Consider the following 24,581-nt stretch of genomic DNA (forward strand, 5'->3'; position numbering starts at 1 on the left):
CCCTAGGTGGCCAGACCACTGAGAAAAAAACAATTGCCTATCGACGCAAGTGCGAGAATACAGCTTGTCTCATCACTATACAATAATAGGCTTAAAAAAGATGGAAAACATTGTCGTTAAATGCTCGACAAATTTCTTATTAAACAATATTGAATTTTTGCTGCTTGTTCATCTTTCTCTATCATCGCATCTATTAATGACAGATAGGTTTTTTGATCAACAATAGCTGAACCAAAGTCTAACGAATTATAATAATCGGTTAAAATCGTCCATAGACGCTTAAATAAATGGTTATCTGCTATGAGAACGATGCGATAAAAATATTCATTCTCTTGAAACACCTCAGAAGTGACCCAATTTCTAAAAGCTTCAAGTTCTTTTGGAGTTGCTTTTCTCATCGCTAACCATATACAATCCCATTCTACCAAATATTTCGTTTCTTTAATATCAGTTTTTGCTTGTTTGTCTTGCAGAATAAATGTACTCAGTAATTGTACCAGATTATGACCACGAAAATCTTTAATAAAGGTTCCTTCGCCTCTTCTCGTCTCTATTAAACCTAGTAGCTCTAACGCACGAAAAGCTTCACGAACGGAAGAACGCCCAACATTTAGGCGTTCTGACATTTCACGTTCTGAAGGTAGTTTGTCACCTGTTTGATAACCTTCTTCTTGAATAATATTTCGCAGCTGTTTCACGATTTCTATATATAATTTCGTTGAATTGTCCAGCGAACTCACCGCCTATCGTTATTTATCTTTTCCGATAGCTGCAAGTTGTGCTGTTCTTTGCTTCACTTCTTCTGGGTCAACTTTAATTCTAGCTACGCCAGTTTCCATAGCTGATTTAGCTACTGCAGATGCTACTGCTGGTGCCACTCGTGGATCAAATGGAGCTGGAATGACATAATCAGAATGTAAGTCGTCTTCAGCAATCAATTCAGCAATTGCTTCAACCGCAGCAATTTTCATATGCTCATTAATATGAGTTGCACGAACATCTAAAGCACCCCTAAAGATTCCTGGGAATGCAAGAACATTATTTACTTGGTTAGGGAAATCTGAACGACCTGTACCAACAACAAGCGCTCCAGCAGCTTTTGCCTCTTCTGGCATGATTTCTGGTGTTGGATTAGCCATAGCAAAAATGATTGCCTTGTCGTTCATTGATTGTACCATATCAGCTGTCAAAGCACCCGCCACTGATACACCAATAAATACATCTGCATCTTTAATTGCATCTGTTAAACTACCTTTAACTTGGTTACGGTTTGTGAATCGGGCAACTTCACTCTTAATATCATTCATCCCGTTTGGACGCCCTTCATAGATAGCACCCTTTGTATCACACATAATAATATCTCTTACACCATAACGGTATAGTAATTTAATAATAGCAATACCTGCTGCACCAGCACCGTTTGCAACCACCTTTATTTCGCTCATCTTTTTACCAGCAAGTTTAAGGGCATTGACAAGTCCAGCAACAGTTACAATGGCTGTCCCGTGTTGATCATCATGGAACACTGGAATATTTGTCTCTTTTTTCAAACGTTCTTCAATATAGAAGCAATTCGGTGCTGCAATATCCTCTAAGTTCACACCGCCAAAAGTCGGCTCCATTAACTTCACCGTATCAACGATTTTATCAATATCATTGGTATTCAAGCAAATTGGAAAAGCATCAACACCTGCAAAGCTTTTAAATAACACAGCTTTCCCTTCCATTACTGGTAAGGCTGCTTCTGGTCCGATATTACCAAGTCCAAGAACAGCCGTTCCATCAGAAACAACCGCTACCATATTGCCTTTCATTGTATAATCATAAACCGTTTCTGGTTTATCATAAATTTCTTTACATGGCTCTGCAACGCCGGGAGAATAAGCTAAGCTTAACTCTTTCGCATTTGTAACAGCTACTTTTGATTTAGATTCTAATTTACCTTTATGAACCTTATGCATATTTAATGCTTCATCTCTTAATGACATGACCTACACCCCTTAGTGCTTTTCTTATAATTCTTCACAAACCCAACATACTAGCTGTCTCTTCTTTCTTAATATGTAAATTTTCTCTCTCTTATTCTTCAATACATATATCAAGAATGTGGCAAAAACAACCAAATACCTAGGACGTTACAAAATAGCAGTCGACCTCACAATAAACATATACTAGAAAAATGATTCAGTATTCATTAATAAGAATTGCTTCAGTACTAGAGAACAATTTACCTATAAATAAGGAAATGAAAGCAGCACTTAATGCAAATTCTTTAAAAATCAACTTCATGGTGGTCTGACCAGTTTATGATAACAATATAACATATCTGAAAAACTTGTAAAGGCTAACGCTTAAAAACAATATTCTCTCCTCCAAATAATTCTTTTAAGCGTTCAGTCAATTTTTCGCTGTATGATACATATTCATCTTGACTAAGTTTGATGGATCTACGATCATTTTCATAGAATAAAACGACAGGTGATTGCCCTACTTCATATTGTAAAATTTCTTTTAACAATGTTAATTTCTCATCTGATTCATTCTCTTTCGTAATCTTAATGTAAAGGGTAGGTGGCTTAGATTCCTCCTTTTCAATCACTTCTTCTACTTTTTCAACACTTCTAATAATCCATTGTTTCTTTCCATTCCTTACCTCTACTTCACCTTTCATAAAGACAATATCGCCAGCTTGCATGATAGAAGAATACTTATTATAGATTTTCGGAAAAGCGACTGCTTCCATATCTCCAGTTTGATCACTAAGAAGTAAAAATGCCATCGCTTCTCCTTTTTTGGTCCTAATCTTCTTCATTTCTGAGATATACACGACTGATTGAACAATTACTTTTCTCTCTTGACTCTCAATGTATTGTAGCGTTTGAGATTTTAACAGTGAAAAAAATGATTCATAGGTTGTTACCGGATGCGCAGAAAGATATAACCCCAAAGCCGCCTTTTCGTTAGCAAGTTTATCTAACAAGGGAATCTCTTCAACAGTTGCGTATTTTGGTTTAGGGAAAAATTCCTCTTCACTAAACATATCAAATTGATCATCATCTGGCTGAACTAACTCGGCATGCTCTAAGGCAATATCTAAGCTAGCAAGTAGTGTCGCTCGGTCCTCACCAAACTCATCAAAACTCCCGGAATGAACAAGCATTTCAAGCATTCGCCTATTGAATACTTTCCCTGACATACGGATACAAAAATCAAATAAATCTTGGAATGATCTACCTGCTCTCACTCGAACAATTTCCTTCCAAGCATTTACCCCGATCGTCTTCACTGCTGCTAAACTATAGCGGATTCCTTGATTTTCCACCTGAAAAGAAAAGATACTTTTATTAATGGAAGGAGGTAAGATCTCAATCCCCAATTGCTTCGCCTCATTTACATATTGGGCTACTTTCGCATCATTACCAATAGCTGAAGTTAACAATGCCGCCATGAAATGTAGCGGATAATGGGATTTTAAATAGGCAAGTTGATAAGAAATCATACTATACGCTACTGCATGACTTCTATTAAATCCGTAATTAGCAAACTTAACGATGTAATTATATATTTGATTGGCAGTTTCTTCTGTATATCCTTGGTTAATCGCACCATGCACAAAATGTGCTCTTTCTTTATTCAGAACTTCTTCTTGCTTTTTACTTACAGCCCTTCTTAATAAGTCAGCTTCCCCTAGTGAAAATCCTGCCATCTTTGCTGCAATCTGCATAATTTGTTCTTGGTAAACAATGACACCATAAGTCGGCTTCAATATATCTTCTAAATCTTGATGAGGATAGGTAATTTCCTCCTCACCATGCTTTCTCGCAATAAATAACGGAATATTTTCCATCGGGCCTGGGCGATATAATGCATTGACTGCAACAATATCCTCAAATGTAGTCGGTTGCAGTTTCTTTAATACATTTCTCATCCCACTTGATTCTAACTGAAAAATTCCTGTTGTTTCTCCCCTAGATAGTAATTCATAAGCTTTTTGGTCTTGAAGTGGCACTTCTTTTATTGGAATAAGTTTTCCTGTTTTCTTTTTAATAGACTGTAAAATATTTTCAATAAGTGACAAATTACGTAAGCCAAGAAAATCCATTTTTAATAGGCCACGATCTTCCAAGTGCTCCATTGAAAATTGTGTTAGAAAAACATCTCCATGTCCCCCGGTAATTGGTACCACTTGAACAAGTGGGCGCTCACTTATGATAACGCCAGCAGCATGTGTAGAAGTATGTCTTGGCAATCCTTCTAACTTTAGTGCTGTATTAAATAATCTTTTATATAACGATGATTGATTAATCAATGTTTGCAAAGAATGTGACTCTTGCCAAGCTGATTTTAAGGTAATACCTAGTCGACTAGGTACCGCACGAGATAGCTGATCTAGTTCCTTTGAGTTTAAGCCAAAGGCCCTACCAACATCTCTAAGTGCCGCCTTAGCTGCTAATGTTCCAAACGTAATAATTTGCGCGACATGTTGCTGACCATACTTGCTTGCCACATATTGGATTACCTCATCTCTGCGATGGTCAGGAAAATCAATATCAATATCAGGCATAGAAATCCGCTCAGGGTTTAAAAACCGTTCAAAAAGCAAATTGTAACGAATCGGATCAACATCTGTTATATAAAGCACATATGCTACAATTGAGCCGGCTGCCGAACCACGTCCAGGTCCAGTGAAAATTTTTTCCCTTCTACAAAACTGCATAAAATCCGCAACAATTAAAAAATAATCACTAAAATTCATTTTCTTCAAAATAGAAAGCTCATACATAAGGCGATTCCTAGCTTTCTCATTTCCATCAGGATATCTCTCACCCCACCCTTTCATACAGAGCTGCTCTAATTGCTGATCGGCTGTCAGATGGCCATCAGTGGGGAATTTCGGCAAGCTTTTTATTCCAAGGTCCATCTCCACATCACATTCACTGGCAATCATATTCGTCTTTATAATCGCCTCTTCCTCTTCTACAAAAAGGTCAACCATTTCTTTCACACGTTTTAAAGAATATTGATCAGATTGTAATCTTTCCCAACTCTCGTCTTCTAATTTTTCTCCATTGCGTATAGCAAGTGCACATTGTTGAGCAAAGGCATCTTCTTTATTTAAATAATGAACAGCATTTGTCACAACTAGTGATATATCACTTTGCTCTGATAAATCCTTAAGCAACGGCAATACTTTCTCTTCCTCTGTTAGCCCATGTCTTTGCATAGAAAGATAAAAATCACCAGAAAAAATCTCTTTATACATACGAGCATATTTTTCAGCATCCATAAACCGGTCTTCTAGCAAGTAATTCTCAATTACGCCTTCTAAACCAGGTGTTAAAGCAATTAATCCATTTGAGTAAGCCCTCAACCACTTGAGCGGGAGTCCGCCTTCTGCTGCCGTTTGCAGGCTACTCGTTATTTTGAGTAAGTTTTGATAACCTTGGTTATTTTTCGCTAGTAATACTATTGGGTTCGTCCCTTCTTCTTGTTCCTTTTCAATATCGACAGTCAACCCAATAATAGGTTTAATATTATTTTTTTTACATTCATTATAAAACTGTGCTGTCCCGTACATTACATTTCTATCTGTAAGGGCAATTGCTGGATACCCTTTTACTTTGGCATCTGCTACGAGTTGTTCAACACTAGCTGTGCTCATTAATAAACTATAGGCACTATATACTTGCAAGTGAATAAAAGACAACTTTCTCACACCCTCATTTTTCTTCTTCTTTTATTATAGAACGTTTGTTTCTTAATGAAAACTCTCATTGTACAATCCCATATGAATTCATTGAAGAATAAACATAATTTATGATGTTCGTCCATATGATGGAATAGAGAGAATTCATCACTAAAAGGCGGTTATGTAAATGAATGAGCAACCCTTCTTTTCTTCTCTTTTAGAAAGTTACTTTATTGCTCTTGGTGTTTTGATTGGCGGTTCAATCATCGGTGGCATTGCCGCGTTTTTCACAGGAAAACCTCCCTTAACAGAAATTTTCAATCTATCGAATTCTATTAGAATTTGGGCAATTATCGCTGCTATTGGAGGTACTTTTGATACGGTTTATAGTTTTGAGCGTGGAGTCCTTGATGGGCAAACGAAAGATATTATCAAACAATGTCTCTTAATTCTCTCAGCTTTTGGTGGGGCTCAAACAGGCGCTCAAATCATCATCTGGCTAACTCAGGAGCATTTACCTAAATGAGAATCCCCCCTTATTATCGCAGACCTTCTTGGCAGCGTTTTTTTGCTGGAATGGCTATCGGAGGCGTATTAAGTTGGTGTGTTTTCGTTTACATTTTTGGTGAATGGCAAGAGCGTTATAGTTTAGAAATCCACACACAGGAAGCTGAAATTAAGGAATTAGAAAATGAAAAGGAGATATGGCAGAAGGAATTTAAAAAATTGAATAAAGAAAACGAAGAATTATTAACTGTCCAAGAGATCGTTGTTAAAATCGACCAATCTGCACTCAAGAAATATAATTTAGACGAATACAGCCTCTATCAAACGGAGGATGCGATCAAAGAAGATATCAGTATTTTAATGGCGCGAGATATAAAAAGCGTCGGACAAAGTATCGAACTCGTAAAACGCATAATTGTGAATAAAACCCACCCCATTAATGGGAAGCGCTACCGAGCTGATATTCAATCCATTATTATAGATACAACACTTGTATTAGAGGTTGAGCTGTTATTAAATTAATTGCTCAACCTCTATTAATTATTAAATGGTCCACGATTCACATAAATCATTTAAGTCGGAAATCACTTTTTCAGCTTCATCCCAGCTATATATAGATGCACCTGCTGCAAATGGATGTCCCCCACCTTTATAGCACCGAGCTAGTTGATTAATGATCGGACCTTTCGACCTGAAGCGCACTCTTATTTGATCTTCTTCTTCTATAAAAAACACCCATGCCTTCAATTCTTTAACATGGCCGAGCTCTCCGACTAAAACCGACGCCTCAGCAGGTGTAGCCTCGTATTTTTGCAATAAACTACTGTCCATTTTCACCACTGCCGCTCCGCTATCAAGCATATGAAAATGTTGTAAAATATATCCCTGGAGCTTAATTAGATTGGGTGCTAATTCATACATTCTATCGAAAAGCTCTGTCCTTGAGAACTGATATTTAATTAGTTCTCCTGCATAAGCAAAGGTTTTATTCGTTGTACTTGGATAGATAAACCGCCCTGTATCACCGACAATGCCAGCGAAAATCAGCCTTGCTGCCTCATCTGTCATTATTAAACCATCATTTTGACCACTTAGAAAAAACTCATAAATCATTTCACTTACAGAGCTCGCCTCAGTATCTACCCAAAGCAAATCTCCATACGGATCCATATTAGGATGGTGGTCAATCTTTATTAATAGATCACCCTTTGTGTACCGTTGATCACTAATGCGCTCCGTATTGGCAGTATCACAAACAATCACTAAAGCTCCTTCGTAGACTTCATTACTTATCTTGTCCATTTTACGCAAATAGAGCAGGGTTTCGTCCTCTTGCCCCACTGTATATACTTGTTTCTGCGGAAAAGAAGCTTTTATTATTTCTGCCAACCCTCCTTGCGACCCGTAGGCATCTGGATCTGGACGAATATGACGATGGATAATGATTTTGTCATACTTTTTGATCGCGGACAGAATTTTACTCTTCATTGTATACTCCTCTCAAATAACACACAAGAAAGAAAAGCATCTTGCAATTATAATAATTATTCTCTCTCTTCTAGCAATTTCCTCTTATAGAAGTTAAAATAAAGACATATGTTCATTTATGGAGGTTTGTACATGCTTGTACTTGCAGTTTTTATTGCACTATCTTTTGCTTTGTACGTATTCTATAAAGTGAAATACGTACGTTCTAGACGTCCTGCAGAAAAAGAATGGATTTCAGCTAAATCACGTATGGCGCTAGGTGCCTTTATATTCTTTTTCGGTGTCAACCAACTATTTCTTTATAGCGGTACGATTACGTATGTTATCTCTGCTCTTTTTATCATTATTGGCGGAATCAGTATTTGGGCTGGTATGAAAGCCTATAAATATTTTCTCCCTCGTGCGATTGAAGAATCCGAATGGATTAAATCGAACCAAAACTAAAACCTTACAATTTCACCTGTGGTGGCTCCAATTGTAAGGTAGTAAGTAAATTCGGTCTAGTTGATGTTTTACTAGCTATTAGAAGATGTATCCATCAACTAGCCGATTTATGCTTATCTTTCTGTTAATTGACACATCATCATCGCTTTTCCAACCAATACCCCGCCATTGAAGACTTCTACATCTACTTTCCCAAACTTTCTTCCAACATCAAGCACTCTTGGAAAAATATCAAGCATACTCTCAATTTGAACTGGTTTTAAAAAGTATATGGTCATATTTTCAACTACAAGGTCACCTTTTTTGTACATTCGTAAAACGCGATTAGCAGCTTCTGTCACTATCGTCGTGAAAACACCGTACGAGATGGAACCAATATGGTTCGTCATTTGCGGTGTAACTTCACAGCGATACATCGCTTCATTCTTCGTTTTTCCATTCGCTAATACCAACTGATTTGTCACCGTATCATCAATTGTTTCACCAACTTGTGGTTGCCGCTGAATGACTTGAAGCGCTTTTAACACATCCTGTCGACTAATGATTCCCTCTAACTTATGCGATTGATCAACAACTGGGAGGAGTTCAATCCCTTCCCAAACCATCATATGTGAAGAAGAAGCCACACTTGTTTTACCACCAACTGTCATCGGGTTTTTCGTCATGACCTTTTCAATAGGTGTATCTGTTTTATGGCCCATAATATCTTTGGAAGTAACCATCCCTTGAACCTTCATATGTTGATCAACAACCGGGAAGCGACTATGACTCGTCTCTCGATTATGTTTTAAATATTCCTCAATCGTATCTGTTGTTTGCAAGCTAATCGTTTGAGTAACAGGTGTAAGTACGTCTTCTACTAAAACAATTTCTTTCTTAATTAACTGATCATATATTGCTCGGTTAATCATCGTTGCTACTGTAAAAGTATCGTAGCTTGTTGAAATCACCGGTAACTCTAATTCGTCAGCAATCCGCTTCACATCTTCTTCCGTATCAAAACCACCCGTAATAAGAACGGCTGCTCCAGCTTTTAACGCTAGTTCATGGGCATTCGTACGGTTTCCGACGATTAATAAGTTTCCAGCCCCAGTATATCTCATCATTGCTTCTAACTTCATCGCACCGATCACAAACTTATTCAATGTTTTATGGAGTCCTGCTCGTCCTCCTAGCACTTGTCCATCAACAATATTGACAACTTCTGCGTAAGTAAGCTTTTCAAAGTTTTCTTTCTTCTTTCTTTCTATTCTAATTGTACCGACTCTTTCAATCGTACTCACATACCCTTTATTTTCAGCATCTTTAATGGCACGGTAAGCTGTTCCTTCACTCACCGATAGTGCCTTTGCAATTTGTCTAACGGAAATTTTTTCTCCGACTGGTAACTCATCAATATAATGTAAAATCTGCTCATGCTTTGTAGCCAAGACATCACCCTCTATTTTCATCCTTCATAGCCTTATTATAGAATGAAAAGTTGTGATGTTCAACGAACGAGCAATATTATTAATGAGACCTCATTCGTTTGCGGTTAGATGTAACCACTTTTCGCCTTGTCCTTACATTTACCTTTGATTTCGGCTCATATAATAAGGCTGTCAAATTTCCGGCAATAACAATCAATGCAAATGCTAACCAAGTAATGGTAAAAACACCCTCAAGACCACTGCTATAAACATCTAATCGAGGGACTGCGTAAAAGAGCATAGCACCTGCAAGCAATAAACAAATAATATAACGATATCTCCTCATCTCATCCTCTCCTCTCATAATCTATATTTATGCAGAGAAGAAAGCGGACATGACCAGAATCGTCTTCAATACTAGTGTATTTATTATGTGAAAAAGTATTGATATGTACCCAGTTGCCTTTTCAATTCTAATCCCACTATATTAGAGGTTTAATCAATTGTATTAGCTTACGCACTTTTCCATGAAAAAGTGTAACTAGTTGGTTCACAAATTGAAATCAAAAATGCCACAGACAGTCATCTGTGGCATTATTTCAGTTTCTCTCAACAATATTTATTATAATTCAACAACTTCTCCAGCTTCCATTACTTTTACATCAGATCCTTTTACTAATTTAGCGAAAGCGTGTGGATCTTGTTTAATTGGTGGAAATGTATTGTAATGAACGGGAACGACTTGTTTCGGTTGCAGCAACTCTACAGCATAAGCAGCGTCCTCTGGTCCCATTGTAAAGTTATCACCAATCGGGATAAATGCTAAATCAATCGGATGTCTCTCTCCAATTAATTTCATATCCGAAAACAAACCTGTGTCTCCTGCATGATAGATTGTCTTACCATCAATTGTTAGTAAGACACCAGCCGGCATACCTAAATAAACAATTTGGTTATCCTCAGTTACGAGCCCTGTTCCGTGTAAAGCTGGAGTTAATTTCACTTTCCCAAAATCAAAATCATACGCACCACCAATACTCATGCCGTGTGCTTCAATACCATGGAAACCTAGATAATATGAAAGTTCTGCATTACATATCACTAGAGATTGATTCTTCTTAGCCAGTTCAATTGTGTCTCCTAAATGATCACCATGTCCGTGCGTCACGATAATAACATCCGGTTTTTCTTCTTCAACCTTAAGGTCTGTTAATTCATTCCCAGTAATAAATGGATCAAATAAAATTGTTTTATCCTCTGTTTTTACTTTTACGATAGAATGGCCATGAAATGATACTTTCACAAATGATTCTCCTTTCTGTTTTTCCTATGTAATTTTTTCAACATAAATATGAAGTTATCCTGTCTCTTCCCTTATTTCTTTCAATTTAAACAGTTCAAAAAGTTTACTTTTTCATATATAGTTGATACGCTTGCTTATAGCTTACTACATAAAGACCAGGAGGGACTACCATGAAGCAAAGAATGGATATTTTATCATCATGGATGAAAGAAAACAAAATTGATGTATCTTTTATTACATCAACAGAAAATGTATTTTACTTGAGCTCTTTTCATAGTGATCCTAATGAGCGTTTACTAGGATTAGCCGTTTTCCAAGATGCTGACCCTTTCCTTGTCTGTCCAAAAATGGAAATAGAGGATGCCAAAAACGCTGGTTGGAATGGTGATATTATTGGATATACAGATATAGAAAATCCATGGACAATGATTAATGATGCCATTGTTACACGTCTTTCAACAGTTAATAAAATAGCCATCGAAAAAGAACATATGAATGTTGAACGTTATGAAGCGGTGAAAGAACTTTACCCTCATGCAAGTATGGTATCTGCTGAAGAAAAGCTTCGTACATTACGAATGGTAAAAAGTGAAGAAGAGCTTGCGATTATTAAAGAAGCTACTGCTCTTGCAGATTTCGCTATTGAAACAGGCTGTGCTGCCATAGCAGAAGGAAAGACAGAACTGGAAGTTTTAGCTACAATCGAATATGAATTAAAGAAAAAAGGCGTTAATGAAATGTCCTTTTCAACAATGGTTCTAACTGGTAAAAACGGAGCATCTCCGCATGGTACACCAGGTATGACAAAAATTCAAAAAGGCGACCTTGTTCTATTTGACCTTGGCGTTGTTTGGAAAGGCTATTGTTCAGACATTACGAGAACGGTTGCTTATGGTGAAATAAATGAGAAACAAAAAGAAATTTATGACACCGTGCTCAAAGCGCAATTAGCAGCAATAGCAGCATGTAAACCTGGTGCAAAAGCATCAGAAGTTGACTTAGCAGCAAGAAAAATTATTGCAGATGCCGGATATGGAGATTACTTCCCACATCGCCTCGGTCACGGACTTGGTATTTCCGTCCATGAATATCCTTCATTAACAGAAACAAATGATTTGCTTCTACAAGAAGGCATGGTGTACACAATTGAACCAGGTATTTACGTACCAGGAGTAGCCGGTGTTCGTATCGAAGATGATCTTGTTCTAACAAAAGACGGTGCTATACCATTAACACAATTCCCAAAAGAGTTACAAACCATTAAATAACATAGAGAAGACCCCGTCATTATACTCGGGGTCTTCTTTTTATATCGTAATACCAAAGACGATTGGCATCCAGTAATAAACCGCTAATGTAATCACGATTACACTAACTGCGTTTAGCCAAACACCCGCTTTAGCCATATCGGCTACTTCCAGTTCACCCGCACTAAAAACAGCGGTATTCGGTGGAGTTGCAACAGGAAGCATATAACATGATCCCGCTGCTAAGGCAACAGCTGCCATCATAATTAAAGGATCGATCCCAATAGCAACACCTAAACCTGCTGAAATTGGTAAGACGAGGTTGGCAACAGCAGTATTTGACAGTATTTCTGTCATACCTAATACAATGACAACAAGTAGAAGAATAATGATAAACGGTGTATATGCTTCTAATCCTTGTAATGCTACGGCAATAAAGTCATTCACACCCGAATGCTCAAGACTTGACGCTAACGCTAAGCCACCACCGAACAAAATTAATACACCCCATGGTAGTTTCGCTAAATCTCCCCACTCTAAAATTCTCTCACCTTTTGTACTTGGTAAGAAGAATAAGAGGATAGCACCCATCATAGAAATGCTTGCGTCAGGCAATGAACCCAACCTTTCTAAGAATGATAGAAAACTTACTTGATCTGCAATCCAAGAAATAGCCGGCTTGCCGACCCATAAAGAAACCGTTAATAAGAAGACAGCAATAACAACCCACTCTTCGGTTTTTATCTTCCCAAGATTTCTTTTCTCTTCCTTAATAAAAGACACTTCTGTTTGGTTCTCAGCATTTACCTTAAATTTCATTTTTGTTAAATAGAAATATAAGAAAACAAACATGATAATCGCAACCGGACCTGCAAAGATTAACCATTGCAAAAAGGTGACCTCTACATCAAATTGAATCTTAGCAATACCTGCGAGTGCAGCATTTGGAACAGCCGCAACAAGCGTAGCTAAACCGCCAATTGTTGCTGTATAGGCAACAGCAAGTAAGATAGACTTAGCAAAAAAGTCAATATTTTGACCTTCTAAAATTTTCTTATCTCGCATTTCTGAAATTAAAGCTAATGCAACTGGTAACATCATTAATGCCGTCGCAGCATTCGAAATAAACATTGTTAACAATCCTGTGGCAAGCATAATACCGAGAATAATTTTATGGCTTGACGTTCCAATCATGTCAATAATATTGAGTGCAATCCTTCTGTGTAAATTCCATTTTTCAATGGCAATTGCCAAAATAAATCCACCCATATACATAAAAATAACGGATTCTCCGTAAGATCTTGAAACCACATCAATCGGGGCACCGCCAAATAACGGAATAAGAACCAACGGTAATAACGATGCAACCGCCATCGGTACCGCCTCTGTCACCCAATACGTACCAATCATCATAATACTAGCAATAACTACCCTTCCTTCATAACCAATCATATCACTTGGTAATAAAAAGAATACAATTAATGCAAGTATTGGACCGAGAAATAACCCAATCAATTTTCCTTTTGTATACCCTTGTTTTTTCACCTCATTCGCCAACTCATCTCACCTTCATTCCCAAAAAATAAATATTTTAAAATACTTTAACATATATATATTTAGAAAATATAGATATGTAAACGCATTCATATAAATACTATCACACTTTATTGCACCAACGTAATAATAAGATAATTCTAATAATAATTATTTTAGAAAACATTTTTCCTCTTGTGTTTTCATTTAGAATAAAAACACCGCAATGTATACCTTCACTTTTTTATTAAACTTGCTAAGAAAGAAAAAACCTGAACATACACAATTGGTTGTGTTTGTTCAGGTTTTATTTTACTTTGTTTCATTTAGAAAATAACTACTTTGAAACATACCAAAATTTATCGATAATCTCCTGTTGTTGAGTTGGTTTTTTATATTGTGTGAACAAACTAACAAGGACATAAAGTATAAAAGATAAAAACACTGGGACAACGACCGGGTGCACGCCTAATAAGTCCGGAAATAAACGGTCAATAATAATATAACTACTTACCCCTGTAATCATAGAAGCAAGAGCCCCATAGGCATTTCCTTTTTTCCAATAAAGCCCCATAATAATTGGCCAGATAAACGCTGCTTCTAATCCACCAAAAGCAAATAAATTAAGCCAGATAAGAAGATCAGGTGGCTCTATACTTACAATATACACTAGAATACCAATGATTGCTGTTACAGATAACGTCAACTTTTTAATAAACTGATCTGTTGCTTTACTGTTAATATAATTTATGTAAATATCTTTCACCAACGATGAACTGACAAGAAGTAACAATGCATTGACTGTTGAGATGACCGCTGCAATCGGAGCTGCCAACACAATCCCTGCTAACCATGAAGGTAAAATGGTTAGTGTCAATTGCGGCATCACCGTATCCCCGACTTCAATTCCAGGAATCACCACTCGTGCAAATACACCTGTAAGATGCATACCTAGCATAATAGCGCCTGTAACAAGTGTACCGATAATCATCGCCGTATGCATTGCCTTTGCGTTTTTGTAAGACATTGCTCTGACAGCAATTTGGGGCAAACCAACCACACCAACACCAACCAGAAGCCAAAAACTGGATACGTATAAAGGCGTTAATGAACCGTCCGCACCGAAGGGTGTAATCAAGTTAGGATTTTCTGCTGTTAATTTCTCGATAATATTCGGTACCCCACCACCAGCAATGATTGTTCCTACTAAAATAATAATTGTACCAATTAACATGATCATACCGAGAACTGTATCAGTGATGGCAACTGCACGAAAACCACCAATCACAACAAAAATAAGAACAGATAATGTAAAAATTAAAAGTGCTGATTGATACGACAATCCCATAAACGATTCTAATAATCGGCCACCACCAATCCACTGCGCAGACATAGAAGCGAATAAGAAAACAACTATACAAATTGACGATAAGATGACTACCCATTTACTTTGATAGCGTTCTCTTAAGAAATCATTTAAAGTAACCGCTTTTGTCTTCCTAGAGATAATGGCAAACTTTTTACCTAAGATAGCGAGTGTAAAGTAGCCTGTTACCACTTGTGACATCGACAATAACACCCAGCCAAGACCCATATTATAAGCAATTCCAGGTCCACCGATGAAGCTTGACGCACTCCCATATGTAGCCACCATCGTCATCGCCAATAATAAGCCACCAAGATTTCTTCCACCTAGAAAATATTCTTGTAAAAAATCAGGTCCATGCTTTAAATATTTTGTTGCATAAATCCCAAAAAAGAATAGTGAACATAAAAAAATAATTAATGGTATAGCTACTCCCCAATTCATTGTTCTTCCTCCTCAAAAGGTACATCAGAGAACAAGAACTTAACAACCAACCAAACGATGACTGTAATAATTAGAAACCCTAACACACAGCTATAGAAAAACCACGAAGGTAATCCAAAGATATATTGATACTCTTCAACAGGCTTACTACCTAAGCCGTAGGCAAAAGAATACCATATGAAAAAGTTGATCATCGCAATACCGACACCGATAAGCGCTTCTCGATTAGCAACTTTATATCTTGGATCAAGCTTTTTTTGCTCCATCTTCTTCTCCCCCTTAATAAACCTTTCCCCTATCGTTCTATTCTAATATAAATGGCTATCAATGGACATGACCTAAATTGCTTCCTGTAATCAACCGTTTTTTTACATCTTTTAACATAGTGGGGTAACTACAATATATCCATCACAAAATTATTTTAACAGTAAAGGTGTTTTTGTCTACTCTTATGAAGTTTTTTGAATACAAGCTCAAAAGGCGTTTTGTCATATGACAAAACGCCTTTTATATTACTTTAGCTTAATTCATCTTCATTGGTTTCGTTCGTCAATTGTTGGCGACTGACTGCACCACCGTTATATGCTTCCATTATTGAATCGCTAATAGATTGTTCTGCTTCATTTTCATCATACAATTGATTCCATTCATTTCTTTCTTCTTTTTTCAAGATTGTTCACTCCTTTGTCATTATTTTTTCCTCATTATTGTTTGAAAAATGGCTACATTTATTCATAAAAAGGGTATGTATAATAATAGGTAAAGGAGGAGATTTAAATGAGTAAACATTATGAAAACATTTTAGTCGCAGTAGATGGTTCAGTAGAAGCAGATGAGGCATTTAATCAAGCAATTGAAATGGTGAAGGATAGTGGTGCCAATCTCATTTTAGCTCATGTTGTCGATACTCGTACCAATGCTATTGAAGCTTATGATCACTCTACTTCTGTTAGAGCTACAGAATTTGCTGAAAACTTAATGGCACGTTATAAGGAAGTTTGTACTCAAGCAAACGTTACTAAAGTAGAGTATATAATCGAATATGGATCTCCCAAAATAATCATAACCAAAGATATCGCGAAAACAAAGCCAATCGACCTTATTATATGTGGAGCAACGGGGCTGAATGCTGTCGAACGCTTCTTAATTGGTAGTGTATCAGAATATATTACACGCCACGCACCTTGTGATGTACTTGTGGTCAGACCGAATAAATCCGCAAAGCAAAAAAGTGGGGAGGCAAACGTGGCAGAGAAGCACTCCTAAAAAAAAGCGAAGAAGAGCATGCGCATCTAGGCATGCTCTTCTTTATTTAACTTAGCTTTCGCTTTATCTATAGCGATTCTCACCTGGTCGAAGCCTGTTCCACCCGCGCTATTTCTTCTTTCAACAGCGGTATATGGATCAAGCACCTTATAAATATCGGCTTCAAATAAATCATTAACAGCTCTGTATTCCTCAAGTGTTAAATCCATTAAGAAACAACCTTTTTGTACGCAAGTAAGCACGAGCTTACCAACGATTTCATGCGCTTCACGGAATGGTACACCTTTACTTGAAAGATAATCAGCTAGTTCAGTCGCATTAGAGAAATCATTCTTTGTCGCCTTCTCCATTTGTGTTGTCTTCACCTTCATTGTTTCAATCATTCCAACAAAGATTTTTAGAGAACCAACGACCGTTTTGACAGTATCAAACATGCCTTCCTTATCTTCTTGCATATCTTTGTTATAAGCAAGTGGTAAGCCTTTTAAAACAGTCAACATCCCCATAAGATTTCCGTATACTCGTCCCGTTTTACCGCGTATTAACTCAGCCATATCCGGGTTCTTCTTTTGCGGCATAATACTGCTTCCTGTTGCGAAACTATCATCTAATTCAATGAATTGAAATTCTTGACTTGACCAGAGAATCAATTCTTCACTTAATCGAGATAGATGCATCATCAGTGTTGAACTTGAAGATAAGAATTCCAAAATAAAATCGCGATCACTCACAGCATCTAAGCTGTTTTCATAAATCCCTTCAAAACCAAGCAATTCGGCTGTTTGATAGCGATCAATCGGAAAAGTTGTTCCAGCCAATGCACCAGCTCCAAGTGGAGAAATGTTAATGCGTTTGAGGCTTTCTTGATAACGTTGTTTATCACGATCAAGCATCCAGAAGTATGCCATTAGGTGATGCGCAAATGAAATCGGTTGTGCTCTCTGTAAATGGGTATATCCTGGCATCACCGTTTCAACGTTCGCTTCCGCTTGTGTAAGTAATGCATTTTGCAGTTCTTCAACAAGCATAATAATGGTTTGAACCTGCTTCTTTAAATATAAATGCATATCAGTAGCAACTTGATCATTTCGGCTACGAGCTGTATGTAGCTTTCCGCCTACAGGACCGACAAGTTCAGTTAATGCACTTTCTAAGTTAAGGTGAATATCTTCAAGTTTAACTGAATACTCAATTTCTTCATTAGCAGCTTTTTCTTGTAATGTTTGCAAGCCAGATTTAATTTTTTCAGCATCCTCTTCGCTAATAATACCATTTGCAGAAAGCATTGTTACATGAGCAATGCTTCCTTGCAAATCTTCTTGTACTAGCTCCTGATCAAAGGAGATGGATGCGCCAAATTCATCGACCCATTCTTCAGCAGATTTGGTGAATCTGCCTCCCCAAAGCTTTTTCACACTGTCACCTTCTTGTTACCTTGCACCGCACTTTGTACTTTTGTTGGTAGACCCCATAATTTAATGAAACCGATCGCTGCGTTATGATCAAATTCATCATCAGAAGTGTATGTGGCAAGTTTTTCATCATATAAAGTATAAGGAGACTTTCTTCCTTCAACAATCGCATGGCCTTTAAATAATTTCACTCTTACTGTCCCAGTTACGTATTTTTGCGACTCTTTTAAGAATGCTTGGAGTGCTGTTCTTAATTGAGAGAACCACAGTCCGTTATAGATTAATTCAGCAACCTGCTTCTCAATAATTGGTTTAAAATGCGCTAATTCTTTCACAAGTGTTAAATCTTCCAGCTCTTTATGTGCTTTCATTAAAGTAGTAGCACCTGGCACTTCATAAATTTCACGAGATTTAATCCCTACTAAACGGTTCTCAACGTGGTCAATACGTCCCACACCATGTTTTCCAGCAATGTAATTTAACTCTGTAATTAGCTGAGAAAGCATATATGATTTCCCATTTAATGTCACAGGTACGCCTTCCTCAAAACCGATTTCAATGATTTCTGGGGTATCTGGCGTATTTTCGAGACTATTTGTTAAATCATATGCATCTTCTGGTGGTGCAGCCCAAGGATCTTCTAGAATTCCGCACTCATTACTTCTTCCCCATAAGTTCTGGTCAATAGAGTATGGAGAATCTAATTGAATCGGTACAGGAATACCATTTTCTTTTGCATAAGCAATTTCTTCTTCACGAGACCATTTCCAATCACGCACTGGTGCTAATACTTCTAAGTCAGGATTTAATCCCGCAATAGCCACTTCAAAACGGACCTGATCATTCCCTTTACCCGTACATCCGTGTGCAACTGCAACCGCACCTTCTTTTTCAGCTACTTCCACTAATTTTTTTGCAATCAACGGACGAGAAAGCGCTGATACTAATGGATATTTATTTTCATATAATGCATGTGCTTGTAAGGCTACAAGAGCAAATTCTTGCGCGAATTCCTCTCTTGCATCAATCACGTAAGAAGCAACCGCACCAACCTGAAGTGCTTTTTCTTTTACGAAATCAAGGTCTTTTCCTTCACCAACATCTAAACAACAAGCAACAACAGCGTAACCTTGATCTCCTAACCATTTAATTGCAACTGAAGTATCTAAACCGCCTGAATAGGCAAGAACAACTTTTGGATTTGACATTTTTATTTCCTCCTTGAAGTGGATACGTATAAATATTCAATAACTTATATTTTTATTCAACTGATTATGTTAATACTTTAACAACCTTTCCCTAAAATTGCAATAGGTTATCTACAATTTCTATAAAATATCCACAAATGCATAAATCCACATAAATATCCGTCCAACCGAAACAAGTGAAAGTGTAGAAAAGAGCAAAATTTCCAGCATATATTGCAAACCATTATAAAAAAAGATAAAAGCCTTATTGGCTTTTATCTTAGTTTCCTTACTCTTGTTTTTATTTATTTATAGCAATGATTGCTAAGAGATTATCGCCTTATAAATAAGGTCTATCACTTTCCCATAATTACTAATAACTGACTGATCGCCGGCAAAAACATTTGGATTCTTATAAGGATCGATTACATGTGAGTGTCTTTTATTTGTTAGTAAACATATGCCAAGTTGATTTTCCTTATCAATAACAGTCATCGTTCCTGTCCAGCCTGTATGACCAAGGACAGTGCTCGGTGCACTTTCACTAAAAAATTGATGCATATGATCGTCACTATTTATCCTCCAACCTAATGCAAAAGAAGAGTCAGGCGACGAAGGGGTTGTAAACTGATTGATGGTTGACTGATTAAAAAGTTCAAGATTCCCGTAGCCACCTCCATTTAACATCACTTGTAATAATACAGCCATTTCCCTCCCAGTAGAAAATAGGCCCGCGTGTCCTGATACACCTGCCATGCTATAAAACGCCTTTTCATCATGGACTTCTCCTTGTAATGTATGCTTCCTTATATGGGGAAAGGAAATAGCACCATCTCTTGTATTACCAAATAACTCAGTTGCGGCAAATTCATTTTGGCTTTCTCCTTTTTGTAGAGGGTTATACTTAGTATGAATAAGGCCAAGGGGTTTATATATTTCCTTTTCAACATAATCGTCTAATGATACACCTGTCACTTCTTCAATAATTATCCCTAATAACATATAATCAATATCACTATATATTTGTGCTGTATGGGGCGGATGCTTCAGTGGTGTAGCTATGACCATCTTTTTAGTTAACTCTCTATCTTGAGAATATAACACGCCCGCTTTTTTTGGATCGTGATAGTGAATACTGCTCGGTAGTCCAGCAGTATGCTGCAACAGATCGGTTACTGTTATCTTTGCTTTTCCTTTTATCTCGTCGTTATCACGATCTTTAAATGCTGGTAAATAATATTGGACAGATTGCTTCAAGTCAACCTTCCCTTGGGAAACTAACTGTTGCATAGCAAAATTTGTACTGAACATTTTTGTATTTGATGCGAGGTCAAAAATCGTTGTTGTTTTCATTTTTATTGGTTGCGACAATACGGAATGCCCATCATATCGTTTGGCGAATCCATACGCTGAATCCTTAATGATTTTTCCATCCTTAATGATTACTAATACAGCACCAGGAAAACCACGGGATATTTCCGTTGTTATACATTCATCAACGACTTTTAAACGCTCACTACTGATACCCACATCTTCTGGCAGCCCAATTTGTAATTTTGTATAATAGTTTTTTTTTGCTTGCATGGTGTTTGTATTCGATTTAGCATTAGAGGGGGATGGAGAAAGGCAAAGCAGAATAAATAGAAGAATCCAAACGATATTTTTCAACACTTGCCATTCCTTTCTCATTATAATTACTTTACTATATTCACTTGGCCAAGCAAACGGAAGGGTATATAGCTATGATTTGAAAAAGAAGATACACTTATAAATAATATAAATATTAGCAGAGGGGGCAAACAATGCATCAGCATTTTACGTTTAACCAAAGATTATCTATCGATTTACCGACTATAAAAAAGGATTGGGAGGCATTTTCATCTATTGAGCAACAACAAATTTTAGTTCATTGGGAAACCATTCGAGGGAAAATTCCAGACCGTATAAAAAGTATAGAAGTCTTGATTAATAGCAAACAAGAAGAGCTCTCTAATGAAGGCGACTTTGAAACTTCTTGTAAACTCAATCACGAAATCGCCGAATTAGCCTCACAAATTAATGAATTATGGCTTTGGTTCCGAACAGGTCAAGATGTAACACTTAAAGGTCACTATTAATGAATAGGCCCGAACGTAAATGGTTCGGACTCATTCTCATTAAAATAAATCTTTACGCAATTCTTTCACGACATGACTGATCTCAGGTAATATCAATTTATTCATCGCTAATTTGACAGCACCAGAGGATCCAGGTGTACAAAACACCGCTTTATGCTTAATCACACCTGCTATTGCTCTGGACATAATGGCACTAGAACCGATATCCTCTGTATAACTCAGCATACGAAATAACTCACCGAAGCCGTCAATCTCTTTATCAAACAAACGTTGCAACGTTTCAATGGTGACATCACGTAGAGCAATGCCAGTACCACCATTCGTTAATATAATATCAACATCCTCTTGGTTATATCCAGCTCGTACACTTTGTTCAATTGCGACACTTTCGTCTTTGACAATTTCATAGGCATTGACTTTATGACCCGCTCGTTCAAGTAATGCGATCATTAATTGCCCACTTTTATCTGTTTCCTCATCTCTTGTATCACTTACTGTGATAACTTTACAGCCAACAGTTAACGAATCTTTCTTATGTTCCGTTACGCTCATCGTTTACAATCACCCTGACTTATTTAATAGATAGCGATACTGATAATACTTATGAGCAAAGTCCGTTACATTTCTCGTTAATTGGTAATTAGTACCCGCTCCTATTGCCATACTAATGACTGGTATTCCTTGTAACGTTTTTTTTCTAAGTAAAACAATCGCTACTGCTTTAAACATTTGTTTCATCGGTTGTTCTAACCATGTAATATCTGTTAATTCTTCTTTTCCCTCATAAAAATATAAATCGTCATGCTGCTCTAGGTCATTCATTAAGTCCTCCCAAGCTTCTCCTTGGATTCTCCTTGGTAAGGTAGCTGCATGAAAGACTTTTAATGAACTCATCATTTCAAATGGTGTATTGACTTCGACACCATAAGTCATGGCAATTAACTGCACGACTCTTAAATTAATGACAGCCATTGCCGGAATATCACTCCCTAGCATCATAAGCCCGCCAGTTCCTGTTGCACCACCTTGTGCTAAAGAATACATTCGATGCCTAGCAATTTGCTGTTTAGCTATGTATGATAATTGATCAATCGTCAAAGCATTCATATCATGTAATGTATCAATATCTTTTTGAAAAATCCTCCCTGAAGACAGAATTCTTTCTTTTGCATCAAGCTGTAATTGTGATCCTTGAATGAGTGCATGTAAATGAAACATCCAACTATCCATCATAGAAAACACTTGCTTTTGAACATTCTCTGGTAATAATGCAAAAGAGTATTCTAAATAATGTTCATATGAACGCTCGATATCATTCGCTTCGTAGCTATATAATTGATTTTCCCATTCACGGATTTCGTTAAGTACCATTTGTTCACGTGCAGATAATGGCATCTCCTTATCCTCCATTCGCTACTATATTTTGTTAATAGTATAGCAAATTAACTGATAATAAGCACGTTGCTCTTATGATCAAAACTTACTATTCTTTTTACTAATACCATTATTTGTTTATGACTATAAGATTCTTTAGTGAATGATCGCTGTTAGTCAGACGAATAAGATTTTCTAGGCTAACAAGGCGATTTTCTAATGATAAATAGAGAATCATCCTGTGCAATCTTTCATTGTTTACTCTCTGTTTATATAAAATGATATTTCCTTACCCATTTGCTTATAAAAAAATAAAAACCGACTCCACCAAAAAGGCGAGTCGGAGCAAATGTTAATTCCATTATGATATTAATTCAATCGTATCTCTTGCAATCATTACTTCTTCGTTTGTAGGAATGATGATGACTTTTACCGGACTATGCGGATAATTTATAAACGCCTCACGACCCCGGACTTTATTAAGAGCAGGGTCCCAATAAACACCCATAAACTCTAGTCCCCTTAATACTCTTTCTCTTACAACGTCACTGTTTTCACCGATACCTGCAGTAAAGATTATAGCATCGACACCATACATTTTCGCTGCATATGAACCGATATATTTGTGAATATGGTTTGCGAATATTTCTAATGCTAATTCAGCTCGATCATTGCCCTCTTCCGCTGCCATCTCAATATCTCTTAAATCACTTGAAAAACCAGTAACACCAAGCATGCCACTTTGTTTATTTAATACATCTAACACTTCATCTGCTGACTTTTCGGTTTTTTGCATGATAAAGGGAATGAGGGCAGGGTCAATATCTCCTGATCTTGTTCCCATAGTTACGCCAGCTAATGGCGTAAAGCCCATGGATGTATCGATAGATTTTCCACCTTCAATCGCTGCAATACTCGCACCATTACCTAAGTGGCAAGAAATTAATCGTAATTGCTCAAGTGGTCTCCCTAACAATTCAGCTGCCCGTTCCGATACATATTTATGTGACGTTCCGTGGAATCCATACTTTCTTATACCATACTCAGTATAATAACTATACGGCAGACTGTATAAATAAGAGCTTTCCGGCATTGATTGATGGAAGGCTGTATCAAAAACCGCTACTGCTGGAACATCTGGTAAGACACGTTTGAATGCTAAAATCCCCGTTAAATTTGCAGGATTATGTAGCGGAGCTAAATCCGATAGTTTACTGATTTTATCCATCACTTCATCTGTAATCAACACAGATTGCGAAAAATCTTCTCCACCGTGGACCACACGATGACCTACACCAACGATTTCATCAAGTTCAGCAATAATTTCATGTGCTGTTAACTCATTTAAAAGCAATTGCACAGCTACTTCATGATTGGGAATCTCTAGTTCTTTTGTTCTTTTTTCACCTTTCACTACTATTGTAAAAACCGCATGTGCTAATCCAATTCTTTCTACTATTCCTTTTGTAATTACTTTTTCTTCTGGCATATCGAATAATTGAAATTTCAAAGAAGAACTACCTGCATTAATGGCAATAATTTTTGTCAAATGATTCACTTCCTTATATCTAATATCTCCTACCCTATTTATAAAATCATCGTTTATTGATTGAATTATATCTCATCAAAAATTCATTTAAACATGAGATTCATCATATTTCAAGAAATAATAACAGGAAATAGAAAATAGTTAAATTCTGAAATATTGTATTACATAAAATAAGACTTCCTTTTTACATGTCTGAATAATTATAATCGTATACTAATGAAGTTTATAATCTGCAAAAATGAAAAA

Annotated in this window: 23 protein-coding genes; 6 read left to right on the forward strand and 17 right to left on the reverse strand. The window is 36.9% G+C overall.

Annotated elements, in window-relative coordinates; genetic code table 11:
- Positions 1–116 precede the first annotated feature (116 nt).
- The 3 genes from MKY26_RS11555 to dnaE form a co-directional block, all read right to left on the reverse strand.
- Positions 117–740: a FadR/GntR family transcriptional regulator gene (locus MKY26_RS11555; RefSeq protein ID WP_095372301.1), complete on the reverse strand. Its 624-nt coding sequence runs from the start codon at positions 738–740 to the stop codon at positions 117–119.
- A gap of 9 nt (positions 741–749) precedes the next feature.
- Positions 750–1,988 carry an NAD(P)-dependent malic enzyme gene (locus tag MKY26_RS11560; protein ID WP_095372300.1) on the reverse strand — a complete coding sequence of 413 codons (1,239 nt, stop codon included), beginning with the start codon at positions 1,986–1,988 and terminating at the stop codon, positions 750–752.
- A 356-nt stretch (positions 1,989–2,344) separates the two neighbouring features.
- Complete coding sequence (gene dnaE, locus MKY26_RS11565) at positions 2,345–5,716, reverse strand: DNA polymerase III subunit alpha (protein ID WP_322909666.1); 3,372 nt, start codon at positions 5,714–5,716, stop codon at positions 2,345–2,347.
- 160 nt (positions 5,717–5,876) lie between these two features.
- Here dnaE and MKY26_RS11570 point away from each other — a divergent pair, with 160 nt between their 5' ends.
- The gene (locus MKY26_RS11570; RefSeq protein WP_095372298.1) at positions 5,877–6,215 is read left to right on the forward strand and encodes a YtrH family sporulation protein; all 339 of its coding nucleotides are present in this window, start codon (positions 5,877–5,879) and stop codon (positions 6,213–6,215) included.
- Positions 6,212–6,718: a sporulation membrane protein YtrI gene (gene ytrI / locus MKY26_RS11575; RefSeq protein ID WP_095372297.1), complete on the forward strand. Its 507-nt coding sequence runs from the start codon at positions 6,212–6,214 to the stop codon at positions 6,716–6,718. The genes MKY26_RS11570 and ytrI overlap by 4 nt, the downstream gene beginning before the upstream one ends.
- A gap of 21 nt (positions 6,719–6,739) precedes the next feature.
- Here ytrI and MKY26_RS11580 read toward each other — a convergent pair whose 3' ends face one another.
- On the reverse strand, positions 6,740–7,684 hold the full coding sequence (locus MKY26_RS11580; protein WP_322909667.1) for a DHH family phosphoesterase: 945 nt from the start codon (positions 7,682–7,684) through the stop codon (positions 6,740–6,742).
- Positions 7,685–7,816: 132 nt separating this feature from the next.
- Here MKY26_RS11580 and MKY26_RS11585 point away from each other — a divergent pair, with 132 nt between their 5' ends.
- Positions 7,817–8,128, forward strand: coding sequence for a YtpI family protein (locus MKY26_RS11585; RefSeq protein WP_095372295.1), 312 nt, complete (start codon positions 7,817–7,819; stop codon positions 8,126–8,128).
- Between the two features lie 113 nt (positions 8,129–8,241).
- Here the strand turns inward: MKY26_RS11585 and MKY26_RS11590 are convergent, their stop codons facing one another.
- From MKY26_RS11590 to MKY26_RS11600, 3 genes are all read right to left on the reverse strand, one after another.
- Positions 8,242–9,558, reverse strand: a complete 1,317-nt coding sequence (locus MKY26_RS11590; protein WP_095373634.1) for a CBS domain-containing protein — start codon at positions 9,556–9,558, stop codon at positions 8,242–8,244.
- Positions 9,559–9,637: 79 nt separating this feature from the next.
- Positions 9,638–9,883 (reverse strand): hypothetical protein, encoded by a 246-nt coding sequence (locus MKY26_RS11595; RefSeq protein ID WP_095372294.1) that lies wholly within the window; start codon positions 9,881–9,883, stop codon positions 9,638–9,640.
- A 276-nt stretch (positions 9,884–10,159) separates the two neighbouring features.
- Positions 10,160–10,840: a metal-dependent hydrolase gene (locus MKY26_RS11600; protein ID WP_224935770.1), complete on the reverse strand. Its 681-nt coding sequence runs from the start codon at positions 10,838–10,840 to the stop codon at positions 10,160–10,162.
- A gap of 170 nt (positions 10,841–11,010) precedes the next feature.
- On the opposite strand from MKY26_RS11600, the gene MKY26_RS11605 reads away from it, so the two are divergent.
- Entirely contained in the window at positions 11,011–12,108 is a 1,098-nt protein-coding gene (locus tag MKY26_RS11605) for a Xaa-Pro peptidase family protein (RefSeq protein WP_322909668.1), read from the forward strand.
- A gap of 39 nt (positions 12,109–12,147) precedes the next feature.
- Here the strand turns inward: MKY26_RS11605 and MKY26_RS11610 are convergent, their stop codons facing one another.
- From MKY26_RS11610 to MKY26_RS11625, 4 genes are all read right to left on the reverse strand, one after another.
- Positions 12,148–13,644, reverse strand: coding sequence for an SLC13 family permease (locus tag MKY26_RS11610; RefSeq protein ID WP_233435211.1), 1,497 nt, complete (start codon positions 13,642–13,644; stop codon positions 12,148–12,150).
- Positions 13,645–13,957: 313 nt separating this feature from the next.
- Positions 13,958–15,430 (reverse strand): sodium/pantothenate symporter, encoded by a 1,473-nt coding sequence (panF, locus tag MKY26_RS11615; RefSeq protein ID WP_095372291.1) that lies wholly within the window; start codon positions 15,428–15,430, stop codon positions 13,958–13,960.
- Positions 15,427–15,696, reverse strand: a complete 270-nt coding sequence (locus MKY26_RS11620) for a YhdT family protein (protein WP_095372290.1) — start codon at positions 15,694–15,696, stop codon at positions 15,427–15,429. Before MKY26_RS11620 ends, panF begins: the two co-directional genes overlap by 4 nt.
- A 251-nt stretch (positions 15,697–15,947) precedes the next feature.
- A complete protein-coding gene (locus tag MKY26_RS11625; protein ID WP_157733921.1) occupies positions 15,948–16,100 on the reverse strand; it encodes a hypothetical protein in 153 nt (50 codons plus the stop codon).
- Positions 16,101–16,207: 107 nt separating this feature from the next.
- Between MKY26_RS11625 and MKY26_RS11630 the strand changes: the two genes are divergently transcribed.
- Positions 16,208–16,696, forward strand: coding sequence for a universal stress protein (locus tag MKY26_RS11630; RefSeq protein WP_095372289.1), 489 nt, complete (start codon positions 16,208–16,210; stop codon positions 16,694–16,696).
- A gap of 26 nt (positions 16,697–16,722) precedes the next feature.
- Here the strand turns inward: MKY26_RS11630 and argH are convergent, their stop codons facing one another.
- The 3 genes from argH to pbp4b all read right to left on the reverse strand — a co-directional run bounded on the left by argH (position 16,723) and on the right by pbp4b (position 20,963).
- Entirely contained in the window at positions 16,723–18,111 is a 1,389-nt protein-coding gene (argH, locus tag MKY26_RS11635; RefSeq protein ID WP_095372288.1) for an argininosuccinate lyase, read from the reverse strand.
- Positions 18,108–19,316 carry an argininosuccinate synthase gene (locus MKY26_RS11640; RefSeq protein WP_095372287.1) on the reverse strand — a complete coding sequence of 403 codons (1,209 nt, stop codon included), beginning with the start codon at positions 19,314–19,316 and terminating at the stop codon, positions 18,108–18,110. Before MKY26_RS11640 ends, argH begins: the two co-directional genes overlap by 4 nt.
- A 303-nt stretch (positions 19,317–19,619) precedes the next feature.
- A complete protein-coding gene (pbp4b, locus tag MKY26_RS11645; RefSeq protein WP_370873434.1) occupies positions 19,620–20,963 on the reverse strand; it encodes a penicillin binding protein PBP4B in 1,344 nt (447 codons plus the stop codon).
- Between the two features lie 134 nt (positions 20,964–21,097).
- Between pbp4b and MKY26_RS11650 the strand changes: the two genes are divergently transcribed.
- Complete coding sequence (locus MKY26_RS11650; protein WP_341097487.1) at positions 21,098–21,412, forward strand: hypothetical protein; 315 nt, start codon at positions 21,098–21,100, stop codon at positions 21,410–21,412.
- Positions 21,413–21,451: 39 nt separating this feature from the next.
- Here MKY26_RS11650 and MKY26_RS11655 read toward each other — a convergent pair whose 3' ends face one another.
- The 3 genes from MKY26_RS11655 to MKY26_RS11665 form a co-directional block, all read right to left on the reverse strand.
- Complete coding sequence (locus MKY26_RS11655; RefSeq protein WP_341097495.1) at positions 21,452–21,964, reverse strand: MogA/MoaB family molybdenum cofactor biosynthesis protein; 513 nt, start codon at positions 21,962–21,964, stop codon at positions 21,452–21,454.
- Positions 21,965–21,973: 9 nt separating this feature from the next.
- Positions 21,974–22,807 carry an EcsC family protein gene (locus tag MKY26_RS11660; protein ID WP_095372283.1) on the reverse strand — a complete coding sequence of 278 codons (834 nt, stop codon included), beginning with the start codon at positions 22,805–22,807 and terminating at the stop codon, positions 21,974–21,976.
- A gap of 340 nt (positions 22,808–23,147) precedes the next feature.
- Positions 23,148–24,335, reverse strand: a complete 1,188-nt coding sequence (locus tag MKY26_RS11665) for an acetate kinase (RefSeq protein ID WP_095372282.1) — start codon at positions 24,333–24,335, stop codon at positions 23,148–23,150.
- Positions 24,336–24,581: the final 246 nt, after the last annotated feature.

Source organism: Cytobacillus sp. FSL R7-0680 (assembly GCF_038009245.1).
Taxonomy (GTDB): Bacteria; Bacillota; Bacilli; order Bacillales; family Cytobacillaceae; genus Cytobacillus; species Cytobacillus kochii.

Excerpts from the sequence above, each read along its gene's own strand:
- MKY26_RS11560 (WP_095372300.1), bottom strand. The coding sequence starts at position 1,988 with ATGTCATTAAGAGATGAAGCATTAAATATGCATAAGGTTCATAAAGGT.
- MKY26_RS11570 (WP_095372298.1), top strand. The coding sequence starts at position 5,877 with ATGAATGAGCAACCCTTCTTTTCTTCTCTTTTAGAAAGTTACTTTATT.
- ytrI (WP_095372297.1), top strand. The coding sequence starts at position 6,212 with ATGAGAATCCCCCCTTATTATCGCAGACCTTCTTGGCAGCGTTTTTTT.
- MKY26_RS11580 (WP_322909667.1), bottom strand. The coding sequence starts at position 7,684 with ATGAAGAGTAAAATTCTGTCCGCGATCAAAAAGTATGACAAAATCATT.
- MKY26_RS11585 (WP_095372295.1), top strand. The coding sequence starts at position 7,817 with ATGCTTGTACTTGCAGTTTTTATTGCACTATCTTTTGCTTTGTACGTA.
- MKY26_RS11595 (WP_095372294.1), bottom strand. The coding sequence starts at position 9,883 with ATGAGGAGATATCGTTATATTATTTGTTTATTGCTTGCAGGTGCTATG.
- MKY26_RS11605 (WP_322909668.1), top strand. The coding sequence starts at position 11,011 with ATGAAGCAAAGAATGGATATTTTATCATCATGGATGAAAGAAAACAAA.
- panF (WP_095372291.1), bottom strand. The coding sequence starts at position 15,430 with ATGAATTGGGGAGTAGCTATACCATTAATTATTTTTTTATGTTCACTA.
- MKY26_RS11620 (WP_095372290.1), bottom strand. The coding sequence starts at position 15,696 with ATGGAGCAAAAAAAGCTTGATCCAAGATATAAAGTTGCTAATCGAGAA.
- MKY26_RS11630 (WP_095372289.1), top strand. The coding sequence starts at position 16,208 with ATGAGTAAACATTATGAAAACATTTTAGTCGCAGTAGATGGTTCAGTA.
- MKY26_RS11640 (WP_095372287.1), bottom strand. The coding sequence starts at position 19,316 with ATGTCAAATCCAAAAGTTGTTCTTGCCTATTCAGGCGGTTTAGATACT.
- MKY26_RS11650 (WP_341097487.1), top strand. The coding sequence starts at position 21,098 with ATGCATCAGCATTTTACGTTTAACCAAAGATTATCTATCGATTTACCG.
- MKY26_RS11655 (WP_341097495.1), bottom strand. The coding sequence starts at position 21,964 with ATGAGCGTAACGGAACATAAGAAAGATTCGTTAACTGTTGGCTGTAAA.
- MKY26_RS11660 (WP_095372283.1), bottom strand. The coding sequence starts at position 22,807 with ATGCCATTATCTGCACGTGAACAAATGGTACTTAACGAAATCCGTGAA.